The organism is Flavobacterium anseongense (assembly GCF_021608185.1).
Classification (GTDB): Bacteria; Bacteroidota; Bacteroidia; order Flavobacteriales; family Flavobacteriaceae; genus Flavobacterium; species Flavobacterium anseongense.
The window spans coordinates 212076-227695 of the sequence record NZ_JAKIHN010000002.1; the positions used below are offsets into that span (position 1 = coordinate 212076).

The following is a 15620-nucleotide window of genomic DNA, read 5'->3' on the forward strand; positions in this document are numbered from 1 at the left end:
GGTTAGGTTTTGATGAAAAAATCCCGCAAAGTAGTAATACCGAGCGGGATTTTTGATTTTATATAATTAGAAGATTAATGTCCGCCACTAACTTTTTTATCAAAATCGATACCTTGATTTTTTAATATACCAACTACTTTCCATGCATAGAAAGCTAAATAAGCAAAACATAAAACTCCAACAATATAACTCACATGAATGTTGGTCATATCTGCAATATAACCTTGGAGCCAGCTTACAATACCACCACCCATAATCATCATAATTAAGAAACTGCTTCCTTGGCTGGTGTGCTTTCCTAATCCGCTTATTGCCAGAGTAAAAATACATGGCCAAAGTGTACTACAGAATAATCCAACCGAAGTAAAGGCGTAAACACTGGTCATTCCCGTAGTTGCCATACCAACTAACAAAGCTACAATTCCCATAATGGAGAAAATCAATAACATTCTGGCCGGATTTCCTTTGCTCGCCATATCGGCTACTATCAATACCAAAATGATTATAGCATAAATATAAAAGTGAGACAAATCGTGATCCATAAATTTATTTACTGCAAGGAAAACTCCAAATGCTAAATAAGGTGCTAAAAAACGTAAGATCTTTTGTGTATTCATATTATCGGTAAAAGCTTCAACCGCACCTGTCCAGCGACCAATCATTAAACTCGCCCAATACAAAGAGATAAATGGTGCAATATCTTTAGTTTGAAATCCTAAATCTCCTTCCATATAAGCCGGTAAATTACTTGCAGTAGAAACTTCTACTCCAACGTAAACAAAGATTCCTATCATTCCCAAAATCAATTGAGGATATTTTAATGCTGAGCTGCGGCTTGCATTTGAATCGCCTTCAGCTTCAACTACAGCTTCAGGTTTATCCGGAATTGAAGACATTTTGAGCATAACAGCCACTATTAAAAAAGCGGCTCCTAAAACCAAATATGGCGTTTTCACACTTTCAATACTCATCTCGGTATTGGCAGAAGTTGCTGCTCCAAAAATGGCAAAACTCACAATTAGTGGTCCAATGGTAGTTCCTAAATTGTTGATTCCTCCTGCTAATGTTAATCGCTGTGAGCCTGTAGTTATTGGTCCTAATGCAATAGCTAATGGATTGGCTACCGTTTGCTGCAGAGAGAAGCCCAAGGCCACCGTGAACAATCCCGAAAGCATTAAAGGGAACGAATGCAGATTTGCTGCCGGATAAAATAATAATGTCCCCAATGCCGATATCACTAATCCTAAGGCTAACGAATTTTTATATCCAATTCTATTGATTAAATCACCTTTTGTCAGATACGAAATAATCATATAAATGATGGAACCTACTGTATAAGCAACATAGAAAGCTACTGAAACCAATTGACTTTGCCCTTGGGTTAAATCAAATGCTTTTTTGAAAACTGGAATTAAAATGTCATTACTGGCGGCAACAAATCCCCAAAAGAAGAAAACGGTTACTAAAGGAATAAATTGCGCCCAATTGGTCTTTGCGGTTGATGTACTCATAAATTGGTTTGGTGTTGGTTAATTATTATTGTTTTGGTTGTTTAAATTAATTCATAAAAGTCGGCAATTGAAATGTAATTTCTAATTTTATTTTCATTTTTTAATCTGCTTTTTTTATTTCGCTTTTTGGTCCGATTCCATTATTGTTAAAAGCTTCTATTTGAAAATAATAAGCATCTGATTTATCTAATCCGTTAAAATAATATTCTGATTTTCCATAAACCATGATAGAACCATATAGTTTATCCGATGTTTTTCCGAAATAAATCACATAACCATCAGCATTTTGCTCTTGTTGCCACTTGAACCAAACGTTTCTTCGTTCTCCTTTTACTTTTGGACCGGAACGCAACGGAACAAAATTCTGAACCGCACCCGGCTTATCGCTTGCTCCTTTTCCAAAAACCCTAAAACCACTTACCGCGAATTTACCCGTTGGCATATGAATATTTTCTAATTTAAGGAAACGTGCCTTTGATGGTGTTTGAAGTTCAACATAATCATGAGGAACATCAGTAGTGTTTTTACTCTTATCTATTAAAACCTTCCACTTTTTTCCATCATCAGAAGAATAGATAATATATTTATGACCAGAAGTTGTTTCGGGTTTTCCCATTAACTCAGCATCTTGGTCAGCATAGTTAATTTGAATAGCATTGATAGTACTCAATTCACCTAAATCAGAAATTAAATATTCGCCTTGGTTTGCTGTCTTGGCACTCCAATAGGTTTTGATATCTTCATCAACCGAGAGATTAGCCTGAAATCCTCCAAGTGTTGAAGAAACCTGCACTGGTTTGTTATAATTCAGCAACATCCAACCTGAAAAATTAGAATCTAAATGGTTTTTATTCTGCGAAGGTAAATATGTTGGGTAATCACCATAAGCCGTATTCGAATACAGAACATCGTCTTTATCAAAACCGGCTGGCCAAATTCCGATGCGTCTTTCAAAATTATTTTTTACACAAACACCAATCGTTGAAACATGCCAATATTGATTGTTGGCATCCTGAAAAGTGGCTCCATGTCCGGCACCGCGGGCAAAACCTCCAGGCTTATACGAAAACGGATTGTGCGATTGGTATTCAAACGGTCCTAATGGATTGTTGCCAACATAAACGCCATCGGCATAACCGCTAAACTCCGTTCCCGGCGCACCATATTGTAAGTAATATTTATTGTTGAACTTGGTCATGAAAGCACCTTCGGTAAACGGTTGCAAAAAGGTATTGTCGTTGTGTTCGCCAAAGCGTTCCCAACCGTGTTCGTCATCATTCAAAGCTAAAACCGGAATAACTTCGCCTTCGGGTTGGAATGTTTTTCTGTTGAGTTTTACACCATACAAAGGATATAAATTACTCGAACCGTAATATTCATAAAGTTCATCTTTTTCTTTGTCCCAAAAAATTTGTGGATCCCAAGCTCCGGTCTGATGATTTTCGACCAGTTTTTTCCAATCATCTTTATCAGGATTTTTACTCATCCACAAAGCAAATTCTTTGGTGTGTGTTGAACCAATTACAGTAAGGGTGTCATTTATAAATGCTAAAGATGGCGCACACAATTCATCCCAAACTTTATTCTCAGGTTTTAAAAACTTTCTGGAAATAAACTTCCAGTTCAACATGTCTTTACTATGCCAATAACCCCATTGATTCGTCGCAAACAAATAATATTCTCCTTTAAAGAAAGTAATTACCGGATCGGCTGTAGCTCTGTGTTTCCCTTGTTTTACAAAATCGGGAATCGGGCAATAACCGTAATCAATATTAATCGGATTGCAATACGTTTTTTGCTGCGAAAAACTACTTTCCACAATCAATAACAAAAACAATAGAGCAATGCTTTTTTTCATTTAAAGTTTAGTTGATAGGTTGAAAACTAACAGCTGCTCCACCACCAGCCGCTAAAACTAATTTCAATTTGCTTTTGGAAGTTACAGTCATAGTTTTGATTTCATAATTGATTGGATTTTTCTCCCAATGCGCCGTTTTTCCATCCTGATAAATGATGGCTTTGTATTTTTTATTTGGTGAAAGAAAATCAAGTTTGATTTCGGTATTTCTTGGATTCTCATCGCTAACTGCTCCTAAAAACCAGTTCTCTGATTTTTTGTCTTTACGGGCAACTGTCAAATAATCGCCAGGTTCAGCTTCGAGATATTTGGAATCCTGCCAATCGACAGCAACATCTTTTATAAATTGAAAAGCATCCGCATATTTTTCATAATTCTCAGGTAAATCAGCAGCCATTTGAAGTGGCGAATACATCGTTACATATAGTGCCAATTGTTTTGCCAATGTAGTATGTACTTGAGCAGTTTTGGTTTTGTCATAAAAGCTCATCTTGATTTCAAAAATTCCGGGTGTGTAATCCATTGGTCCGCCTAGTAATCTTGTGAATGGTAAAATGGTTTCGTGCATTGGCGGATTTCCGTTACTCCACGCATTGAATTCATTTCCTCTTGCGGCTTCTGCTGCTATGTAGTTTGGATACGTTCTGCTATAACCTGTTGGTCTTGAACTCTCGTGCGAGTTCACCATCAATTTATTTTCTGCCATTCGCTGGGCTACATAGTTAAAATGATTGACCATAGTTTGACCATCATGAAATTCACCACGCGGAATAATTCTTCCAACATAACCTGACTTCACTGCCGGATAACCATACTTTTTCATCAAATCCATTGCTCTGTCTAAATGTCTTTCATAATTGGCAACCGAACCCGAAGTTTCGTGATGCATAATCATTTTTACTCCTTTAGATTTGGCATAATCATTAACTGCTTTCAAATCAAAATCGGGATAAGGTGTAGTGAAATCGAATACATTTTCTTTCCAGTTGCCAAACCAATCTTCCCAACCTACATTCCAGCCTTCAACGAGAACGCCGTCAAAACCATTTTTGGCAGCAAAATCAATATAATGTTTTGTGTTTTCAGTAGTAGCTCCGTGCTTTCCAGTTGGAATTAATTTTCCATCGGCTGCATTTTGTGCATTTTGTGAACCGGCAAAATCCCAAGTTGATTTCCCGACATGCATTTCCCACCAAACACCAACATATTTCATTGGTTTTATCCAGGAAGTATCTTCAATTTTGGACGGTTCATTTAAGTTTAAAATCATTTTGGAACCCACAATATCACGAGCATCATCGCTTATCATAATTGTTCTCCAAGGCGAAACACATGGCGTTTGTAAATAGGCTTTATCGCCAATAGCATTAGGAACTAAATGTGATGTTAGCTTGAATTCATTTGGCACCAAATCCAAATGCATCAAAGGATAATTTACTACAGCAGCTTCAAAAATATTGATGTACAAACCGTCAGCCGATTTCATCATTAATGGTGATTGAATAACATATTTTCCGGCTATGCTTTTTAAATTGATACCGTTATTTTTATCTATATTATCGGTATTTACTTCAGAAAGTTTTGATTCGGTATAAGCATATTCCTGACTGTCAAAATCTCCGGGAAGCCAGAATGTTTTGTGATTTCCGGTTAGATTGAATTCTGATTTTTCATCCGAAATAATAAAATAATTTAGGTTCTTTTGTTTTGGAAATTCATAACGAAAAGCAACGCCTTCATCAAAAGCTTTGAAAATAATATTGATTTTTCTTCCGGTTGCTTTTTGCGAAAGCGCAATAGTTATTTGATTGCAGTTATTTTTGATACTGGACTGTTCGCCCAAAACCGGCTTCCAAGTTTCATTAATAGTCAATCGTCCAACGCTATCGATGCTAAAACCATCCAGTAAGTCGCCACCTTCTTTAAGTTTTATGCCTAATTTGCTCGTGACAATTACCGGTTTATTTTTATATATTACTGAATACGTTGGTTTTCCGTTTTCGCCCAAATTAAAATCGAGTGTAATTTGTTTTGACGGAGACTGAACGGTTTGTGCATTGCTGTAGAAAGCGAATAGCAAAAATGAAATGGCAATATAATTTTTCATGATGATAATTTTTATAAAGATAAAAAGAACGCAGCATTATTTTCAAAAAAACCCTCTAGTTCTGACTAAAGGGTTTTCCTCGAAGTACACAAAAAAAACTTACTGACCTAACTCAAATAAAGTTTTTAACTCTGCATTGGAATTGCTTCCAACAAAAATTTCAAATTGACCTGGTTCTGCAACGAATTGTAAATCTGAATTATAGAACTTTAAATCTTCTTCCGTAATCTGAAATGTTACGGTTTGTTTTTCTCCTTTTTTAATAGCAATTTTTTGAAATCCTTTTAATTCTCTGACAGGTCTTGTAACCGAGCCAACTAAATCCCTGATGTATAACTGCACCACCTCTTTTCCGTCAAAATTTCCTGTATTCACAACATCAACAGTTACTTTTAACGTTTGCGAAGTTGAAATTTTAGTCGATGAAATTTTTAAGTTGGAATACTCAAAAGTAGTATAACTTAGTCCGTAACCGAAAGGAAATAAAGGTTCGTTTCTTTCATCAATATAATTAGATTTAAACTTTTCAAAAACGCCATCCTTGTTACCTAATGGTCTTCCTGTATTTTTATGATTGTAATAAATTGGCACTTGCCCTAAACTTCTTGGGAAAGTTATCGTTAATTTTCCAGACGGATTTTCATCGCCAAACAAAACATCAGCAATAGCTAATCCAGCTTCGCTTCCTGCAAACCAAACATCTAATATGGCAGGTACAGTGTCGTTCTCCTGATTTAAAACTAAAGGTCTTCCGTTGAATAAAACCAAAACAACCGGTTTGCCTGTTTTTAATAAAGCCTGTAATAACTCTTTTTGAGTCTGAGGAATTTCAAGATTGGTTCTGCTGCTGCATTCGCCGCTTAATTCGGCTGATTCTCCAAGTGCCGCTACAATAACATCAGAATGAATGGCAATTTTTAATGCTTCGTTTAGCAATTCTTCTTTAGTTCTACTGTCCCTATGCAGGGTTTTTCCAAACATAGTTCCTCTTTCTTCAAGAGCTGCATCATCATCGAGATTGCTTCCTTTGGCATATAGTATTTTGGCAGAAGTTCCAACGACAGATTTCATACCTGCCAATAATGAAATTGAATTTTCCTGTTTAGTTGCTACACTCCAAGTTCCTGCCATATTTTCTTTGGCATCAGCCAATGGGCCAATAAGAGCAATTGTTCCGGATTTTTTTAAAGGTAAAAGTTGGTTTTTATTTTTTAACAGAACCATAGATTCAGAAGCAATTTTTCTGGCTTCGGCTCTGTTTGATTTTGTAAAAATTTCGGTTTTTGCTCTGTTTAAATCGCAATATTTATAGGGATCTTGAAATAATCCTAAGTCGTATTTTGCATTGAGAATTAATTTCACAGCATTGTTAATTTCTGTCAAAGTAACTTTTCCTTCATCAAGTGATTTCTTCAGAGTAGTTAAGAAACCTTCTCCAACCATATCCATTTCAATTCCGGCTTTTAATGCTAAGGCAGAAACGGTTTGTAAATCGCCAATTCCATGTTCTGACATTTCCGGTATTGCTGTATAATCAGTAACTACAAATCCTTTAAAACCCCATTGTTTCCTTAAAACATCAGTCATTAACCATTTATTGCATGTGGCCGGAATTCCATCTATTTCATTGAAAGACGCCATTACAGAACTTACTCCGGCATCAACTGCGGCTTTGTATGGTGGAAAATAATCGTTGTACATTCTAATTCTACTCATATCTACCGTATTGTATTCTCTTCCTGCTTCGGGCGCACCATAAAGAGCAAAGTGTTTTACACAGGATAAAATCGTATTGTTTTTTGATAAATCATCGCCTTGATAGCCCTGAACCATTGCTTTTGCGATTTGACTTCCGAGGTAAGGATCTTCTCCTGAACCTTCGGAAACTCTTCCCCAGCGTGGTTCACGTGAAATATCAACCATAGGCGAAAATGTCCAGTTGATTCCATCTGCCGAAGCTTCCTGTGCAGCAATTTGAGCACTTCGTTTTATCAAATCCATATTCCAACTACTGGATAAACCTAACGGAATTGGAAATGTCGTTTCATATCCATGAATAACATCCATACCAAAAAGCAGCGGGATTTTCAGACGACTTTTTTCAATGGCTATTTTTTGAACTTCTTTTATTTTCTGAACCGATTTTATATTGAATAAACCACCTACTTTGCCTTCTTCAATTTTTTTGGCGATGTTAGAACTGTTGGCTTGACCTGTGGTGATATCGCCGGATGTTGGTAAATTTAGTTGCCCGATTTTTTCATCTAAAGTCATTTTTGCCATTAGTTCATTGACAAATTTTTCTCTTGCCGGATTTTGTTGTGCCTGAATTGTAAAGCTTACTATTAGCAGTAGAATCGATATGTTTTGCTGCAATTTCATTCTGGTTGGTTTAATTATTTATGTTGTGCTAAAATCCATTCATAAAATTTAGGATCAGAATACGTCGAATCCCAACTATTGTGATTGTCATTTGAAAAAATAAAAATCTGGGCATTAGCATTTACTTTTTTAAGTTCCTGATGCATTGTTATTGCATAAGTTGGTGAAACAAGATCATCCAAAGCACCATGATAGATACGTATAGGCAAATCTTTTAATTTTACTGCATCTTCCAACATATAATCATCAACCGGACCACAAACCGGAGCAATCGCGGCAAAAAGTTCGGGATGTTCTTCTGCCAATTTCCATGTTCCCCATCCGCCCATACTCAAACCGGTTAGATAAATTCTGGATTTATCAATATTATATTTAGAGCTAATATCTATTATAAGTTTATACAAAGCAGTTGTATCCCATTGAATGCCTTTTGGGCAATGAGGCGCAAGCAAAGCTAAGGGTTTTTTTATTAAATTTTGATAGGTAAAAGGACTATGATTTTTAACTGATTCTAAATCAGAATCTCTTTCACCGGAACCATGGAGAAAAACTAACAATGGAAATTTATCTTTTTGGCTATCAGGCAATTGTAGAATGTAATTTAATTCCAGTTTAGTAATAACTTCTTTTGAAAATGTCGCTTTTATTTCTTGTGATTGGGACAAAAAAGGCGTGCTTATTAAACAGATAATAAGTATGGTTTTTATTTTCATAATTTTATAACTTACTTAAAATCCGTGTTGTGTTGATGAAAATCCTAAATTTTGAAGTCCGGTTTGGACTTCCGGTGCCTGCATGAATAAATTCCATAAAAGTCCGGTTCTATGATTTTCTATCATCGGAACGATTGTACCTTGATCGATAGCTAAATATCTTGGTGTAACCCAATCATGATGTGGTGAAAATGCGTCATAAGGTCCGGCTGCTCCTATCAATCTGTCTTTCCATTCTGAATTTTCGTAAAAGAAACGCAAAGCTTTCATTGATTCTGTTGGTGTATATGGAAAATCGGATAAAGCGGCTGTTGGTGAAATTACACCACGGTCGTTACTAGGTTTATGATCAGTATAACCGACACTTCCATTAGGATTTCTGGTATAACTTGCGGTTAAACCCCAACAATTTTCTCCATATCCAATCCAACCAACAGGATTAGTAACACAATATTGATTCATTATTTTGGCATGATTCTGAACTAATGTCCAATAATTTGCATATTGGTCAGATAATCCTCTTGGGTCTAAACCTAGATAGGAATAATGAGCCCAGAACATTGGGCCAACGTTTCCGGTTGAACCGTTATAATTAAAAACTACAGGAATTCCGTATCGACTACCTGCGTGAACAATTGCTCCATTTCTTGCCCAAGCCTCATGATAAGCAGCGGATGGTATGGCATGAGTTGGAGAAGCTGCTCCCATAACATAGGTAATCAGACATTCGTTGTATCCTTCTAGTTTGAAATTTTTAATCCATGCAAAATTTGGTGACCAGTGCCAATACATTGCGTTTTCGCCTTTGGTATACCAATTCCACTCAACACCTTTCCATAGGTCGTCGGCTTTTTGAGCTAAGGCTTGTTCGGCTGGAGTTCCGTTTTTAAAATATTCTCTAACGCAAATTAATCCCTGACACAAAAATGAGGTTTCTACAATATCGCCTCCGTCATCATCTGCTCCAAAAGGAACTACATTTCCATTAGTTCCGTTAATCCAATGAGGCCATGCTCCATGAAATCGGTCTGCATTTTCTAAAAAGGTTAAGGCTGTATTTAGTCTGGCGACAGCTTCGTCTCTTGGCACAAAATTTCTTTCTATACCTACTAAAATTGTCATTAGTCCGAAACCCGAACCTCCTGTTGTTACCAAATTTGCATCTACCCAAGTTTCATCAGTATGATAACGTTCCCGGGCTAGCTTAGAGTTAAATTCTGCGTAATCCCAAAAATATTTAAAAGCATCCTGTTGCACTTTGTCCAGCAGTTGATCATCGGTTAAAGGAATAACCTCTTCCTCTGCATCTCCCGACTTGTTGGAACAAGAACAGGAAACAAGGAAAAACTGAAAAATTATTAATAATTTAACTAGACATTTCATGATTGATGATGTGTAAATTGGGTGTGGTTTTTATATAAAGCCTAACAGATAGTATACCTGTTAGGCTTTAATTATACTAATTATCTACCTGCTAATCCTAATTCATACAAAGCTCCAATTTCTGCTGTAGTAAGGGTTTTGTCATAAATTCTTAGCTCGTCAACTCCTCCTTTTAAAGCAGCGTTCCAAGTGTCAACATTTGTACCGTTTACTACTGTCTCTAAAGCTCCTATAACCGGTCTTGTTGGAAGGAAGTGGTTTAATGGTTTTGGAGCACCACCATTTCTAACTTCCCATGCAGAGTTAGAAATTTTTGCTCCGTTTACATAAATTTTGTTAGTCCCTGTTGGTCCGTCGAAAACATAAACAACATGAGCCCATTGTCCTCCAATTTTGTTAGCTGCCCATGTGTGAGTTGCATCCATCCATGGTTCTTGTTTGATCATGTTTACAGCATCACCACCAAATTCAGAACCGTCAGTATTTTTAATTCTGAATACACCTTTCATCTGAATAGAATCACTAGTAACTAATCCGTGAGTTTCAGCCATAAGGTTTAAATTACCAAAGACTTCTCCTGTTCTTGTTAAAGAGAAGATTGGAGAAGTTGTACTAACTGCAGTTGGGTTTACTTTATTATTAGAAACTTTAACCCAAGCAGAAATAGATACACTTCCCGAAGTTGTGTTTAATGCCGGTATCTCAGGATATGCCATGTAACCTGAATTAAAATTTGCTGCCTGACCTTTCATACCAGTTACATAGGTTGTCGCAACGGTAGTGGATGGAGATGTGTTTGAAACGGATTCTTTTCCGTTCCCGTCCAATGGCCAATACGCTTTTAAAGCTGAAGCTGCTACTTCATCAGAATTGTTGTAACCTCCAATTGGCGGTAATGAACTACCCGAGTCACTGCTACAGCTTGTAAATGATGCAAATGCTAAAGAAAATGCAAATGCTGAAACTAAAATTTTGTTTGTTTTCATGATTTAAAATATTTAATTATTAAGTTAATATAAATGTTAATGTTAATATCCTGGATTTTGTGTTAACCTGTTATCGCTTGCGATAATTTGGTCTTGTGGAATCGGAAACAATTCGTGTGTTCCTACTATAAAGGTTTTTCCATCAAGGTTCATTGCTGATTGTGCTTGGCCTGTTCTTACAATGTCAAACCAACGATCATGTTCCATTGCCATTTCGGCTCTTCGCTCTTTAAGAATTGATTCAAGTGTTACCGAAGTAACAGCTGACAATCCAGCCCGAACTCTGATTTCTGAAATTCTATCTACAGCTTCAGACGTCGCACCAATATGGAAGCCTGCTTCAGCTCTAATCAGAAGAATGTCGCTGTATTTTAATATTCTCAGATTTTTAGCCGTCTGACCTTTGTCTCCATTCCATGATTCAGCAACTGTACTTTGGTAGGCCTTATAATTGTATCTTGGATTTGTCCATGTAATTGGTGCAATAAATCCATCCCACAATACTGATGGAACGAACATAACCGTTGCGTCCTTTCTAAGATCTCCGGCTTCATAAGAATTTACTAAAGTTAAAGACGGTGTGTTAAAACCCCATCCTAAATCGGGTGTTCCTCTTGGGCCTTGTACATTGGTATAATCTACAAGTCCTTTTGTAAGTGTGGCTTGTACTTCGTAGATGGATTCAGAGCTGTTTTCACCAACTTCTCTCCATACATCAGCATAACTTGGGAGCAATGCATATTGACCAGATGAAATAACCAGTCCGGACATATCGTAGGCTTGCTGCCATTTTTCCTGATATAAGTAAGCTTTTGCCAAAAGAGCCTGGGCTGCACCTTTACTTGCTCTGCCTAAATCATTGGTTGCATAGGTACTTTTGAGCGGTAATCTGTCTATTGCATCTAATAAATCAGCTTCTATTTGTGCATAGGTTTCCTGCTTGGTTTTTCGGGTGTAAACAATATTATTAATAGCTTCTGAATCATTGATATCGATTTTAGTCGTTACTACCGGAACACCTCCGAAGCAGCGCACTAAATCAAAATAAGACAAAGCTCTTAAGAATTTAACTTCTCCAATAAATCTGCTTTTCTGAGTTTCATCAATATCAAATTGCTCCAAATAGAAAAGTGCTGTATTTGCTCTTCCAATTAACTGATATCTGCCTTCCCAAACATCACTGAATGAAATACTGCTTGGCGAAAATGTCAAATTATCCATTCTGTTTTTATCTGTTCCGCTATCAGAAGGCGTTGATCCTTTATCAGCGTCATCAGAAGTTATGCTTGTAATTCCAATCCATGAAAAGGAATACATATTATAATCTAACTGTTTGCTGTAAACTCCGTTAACTAGTTGTATTGCGTTATTCGGATCTTTCAAAAAATCATCAACATTTTGAACATCATTGGGTTCCACATTCAAATCGTCTTCACACGAATTAGTGGTGAATGTTAATGCTAAAAATAAAAAAGCTATTAGTTTACTATTTACTATATTTTTCATATTAATCTTTTATTAAAAACTTACATTCAAACCAAATAGAAATGTTTTGTTGGTTGGATAAGCATCCAATTCAATTCCGGCACTACCTAATGGATCAGCATTATTGCTACCTGATATTTCAGGCGAATACCCTGAATATTTAGTAAAAATAAATGGATTTATAGCGGTTGCATACACTCTAACCTTATCAATTTTTTCAAAGAATTTTGGAAATGTATATCCAAGTGTAATGTTGTTTATTCTTAAATAAGAACCATCTTCTACATAATAAGTTGATGCAATTGGCACTTCATTGAATGGAGCCGGATTTGTACCATTTGGAGTTGAAGGTGTCCAAAAACTATTTAAATAATCATACTCAATATTCTCACCTCCAAAACGTTGCGCTTTTTTTCCGTTATAAACTTTATTCCCTCCAACACCATAGGCATCGGTTGAAAAATCGAAGTTTTTATAATTGATTCCAAAACTCAAACCATAAGTATAAGTTGGCAGATACGAACCTGCTACCACTCTTTCGTTGCTGTAAGTAAAGTTTCCGTCAGCATTTTTACCGGTAACCTGATACACATAGAAACTACCTAAAGCTTCTCCAACGAGTACTTGTTTTGTCCATTGACCGTTACCCAATCCACCACCAATTAAAGTCGCGAAATAGGAGTTATCCGCTTTTACCAATTCGTTTTTGTTATAGGAGTAATTTCCTCCTACCCAATAACTCCAATTATCATTTATTTTAGTATCCCATCGCAAAGAAACTTCAACTCCTTTATTGCTAACGTCACCAGTATTTACGACTGTTCTGCCTTCTGAAATAACATCCGGAAGATCAACGGGTAAAATCACATCTAATGATTTTCGGTCATACAAATCAATTGTTCCTGATAATCTGTTTTTCAAAACTTTAAAATCGATACCGAAATCAAGTTCCTGCATCGTTTCCCAAGTTAAATTAGGATCGACAGTATAAGGCTGATAACTTCCCGGAGAAATATTTTGATTGCTGCCCAAAGCATAATTTGCTCCGGATGAAAAAATTGGAATGTTTAAAGAGTTTAATGAATTTGCATTACCGATTTCTCCATAACCACCACGTACTTTTAAGAAGTTAATGAATTTAAACTTTTCCATAAACTTTTCTTCACTTACCAACCAACCGGCAGATATAGAAGGGAAAACGCCCCATTTTTTACTTTCCTGAAATATACTTGTCCCTTCCCTTCTCATAGTTGCAGAGACCAAGTACTTTCCATTATATTCATATTCTAATCTTCCAAAATAAGCTAACGATACAACTGGTGTATCACGATGATTAGTAACTACTGCATCTGGTGCTATCGGTGTATTATAAGAAGATAAATCAAAAGACCAATAGTTAGGTTGCACCGGAACGTTAAATCGAGTTCCTTCTAAATTTTCAAAATTCTTTTTAGTCGTTCTAGACATACCCACTACAGCTGTCACATCATGATTGCCAAAAGTTCTTTTAAAGGTTAGATAATTGTCCCAGTTGAATTCGTAATAATCGCTTCGCTTTTGTGTGAGTGTATTGTATTTAATCTCATTGGTTCCAAATGAAGCCTCGTAGTCCTCAATACTGCTGGTGGCGTTTTGCGAAAGATAAATTTGATCATTCGGAATAAATGAAAAGCCTTTGTAGTTATTATAGCTGGCTCCAAAATTTGAAGTATAGGTAAAGTCCTTTGAGAGTTTAAGCTCGGCAGCAACAGAACCAAATAATGTTACATCTTTGTTTTTATCATTTGTATAATACAATTGCGCAACAGGATTTCCAACATTATTAAAACGATCGCTACCGTTAATATCAATAAGACCTGTGGATGGATTTCTAAGCGGAACTCCCCATCTTCCATTATCAAAACGAACCGGAACAATTGGTGACTGCTTGTAAGCATTTGTAAAGGCACTTAATGGTTTTGTATTGTTTCTGGCTATGGTTACGTTGATGTTTTGAGAAATTTTTAATTTTTTGTCAAGCAATTTGAATTCATTGCGCGAGTTGATATTGTTTCTCTCGTATTCTGTTCCCATCAAAATACCTTTTTCTTTATAGTTTGTAGCGGCAAAATAATAGCTCGCATTTTCATTAGCGCCCGAAATCGAAACATGATTATTCAATACTTCACCGGTATCTGTTATTTCATCAAGCCAGTTTGTATTATAAGGTTGGTCAAAACTATAATAGGAAGAAGAACCTGCAGCCGTATTATTATAATAGGCAAAACGATACGAATCGGCCATCTCTACTTTTTTCTGAATAAACTTTTGTCCGTAATACGAATCATAGGAAACTTTAATCTGTCCTAATTTTCCTTTTTTGGTAGTAATAATAACAACGCCATTTGCTCCTTTTTGACCATAGATTGCCAATGAAGATGCGTCTTTTAGTATATCAATTGTAGCTATCTCGTTTGGACTTAATCCATTCAGACTTGTTTCAATTCCGTCTACAACATATAATGGATCACGGCCACCAAGTATGGTTCCTAAACCTCTGATTCGTATCGAAGGATTGGCTCCGGGTTCATCGTTTGTTACTATATTAACTCCGGCAGCTTTACCTTGTATGGCTTGTATTGGCGATTGAGCAGCAGTCTTTGTAATGTCAGCTGATTTTATTTGTACAACTGATCCCGTAATAGAACCCATTTTCTTTGTTCCATATCCAATAACAACAACTTCATTTAGATTATTTGATACGGTTTTTAGAACAACAGTCATTGATTCTGATGTTGCTTTTTGGGTGACAGTTTCATAACCTATAAAGGAAAGACTAATTATATCCCCAACATTGGCTTCGATTGAAAATTTTCCATCAATGTCTGACACGGCTGATTTGCCGGAGGCTTTGACTATAATATTTACACCTGGCAAAGGCTGATTTGTATCATCTAAAACTACTCCTTTTATTGTTTGTGAATTCGCGATTGAAGTAACCAGAAAAAGTAATAAGAAACTAAAAATGCCTTTCATAAAATAAGTTTTTGGTTTGGTAAGGCTAATATAGTCAATTACATCGTTATAGTTTGCATACAATAATCACTACAATACTACATCAAAACAATTTTTTATTGTTTTAAAAACCTAAATAACAATGATTTAAAATGATATTGTATTGCAAAAAACACATCTAATAAATAATTATTTGATGTA

General features: G+C 36.1%; 9 protein-coding genes. All 9 read right to left on the reverse strand.

Annotated features, from left to right (window positions below; genetic code table 11):
• Positions 1-74 precede the first annotated feature (74 nt).
• Positions 75-1511 (reverse strand): MFS transporter, encoded by a 1437-nt coding sequence (locus tag L1S35_RS04015; RefSeq protein ID WP_236396851.1) that lies wholly within the window; start codon positions 1509-1511, stop codon positions 75-77.
• A gap of 100 nt (positions 1512-1611) precedes the next feature.
• On the reverse strand, positions 1612-3369 hold the full coding sequence (locus L1S35_RS04020) for a discoidin domain-containing protein (RefSeq protein ID WP_236396854.1): 1758 nt from the start codon (positions 3367-3369) through the stop codon (positions 1612-1614).
• A 7-nt stretch (positions 3370-3376) separates the two neighbouring features.
• Positions 3377-5476, reverse strand: coding sequence for a glycoside hydrolase family 97 protein (locus tag L1S35_RS04025; protein WP_236396856.1), 2100 nt, complete (start codon positions 5474-5476; stop codon positions 3377-3379).
• 99 nt (positions 5477-5575) lie between these two features.
• Positions 5576-7858: a beta-glucosidase BglX gene (gene bglX, locus L1S35_RS04030; RefSeq protein WP_236396858.1), complete on the reverse strand. Its 2283-nt coding sequence runs from the start codon at positions 7856-7858 to the stop codon at positions 5576-5578.
• 14 nt (positions 7859-7872) lie between these two features.
• Positions 7873-8571 (reverse strand): carboxylesterase family protein, encoded by a 699-nt coding sequence (locus tag L1S35_RS04035; RefSeq protein WP_236396860.1) that lies wholly within the window; start codon positions 8569-8571, stop codon positions 7873-7875.
• Positions 8572-8586: 15 nt separating this feature from the next.
• Positions 8587-9954: a glucoamylase family protein gene (locus L1S35_RS04040; protein ID WP_236396862.1), complete on the reverse strand. Its 1368-nt coding sequence runs from the start codon at positions 9952-9954 to the stop codon at positions 8587-8589.
• 80 nt (positions 9955-10034) lie between these two features.
• Entirely contained in the window at positions 10035-10940 is a 906-nt protein-coding gene (locus L1S35_RS04045; RefSeq protein WP_236396864.1) for a LamG-like jellyroll fold domain-containing protein, read from the reverse strand.
• 42 nt (positions 10941-10982) lie between these two features.
• Entirely contained in the window at positions 10983-12446 is a 1464-nt protein-coding gene (locus L1S35_RS04050) for a RagB/SusD family nutrient uptake outer membrane protein (protein ID WP_236396866.1), read from the reverse strand.
• Between the two features lie 12 nt (positions 12447-12458).
• A complete protein-coding gene (locus tag L1S35_RS04055) occupies positions 12459-15440 on the reverse strand; it encodes a SusC/RagA family TonB-linked outer membrane protein (RefSeq protein ID WP_236396868.1) in 2982 nt (993 codons plus the stop codon).
• Positions 15441-15620 lie beyond the last annotated feature (180 nt).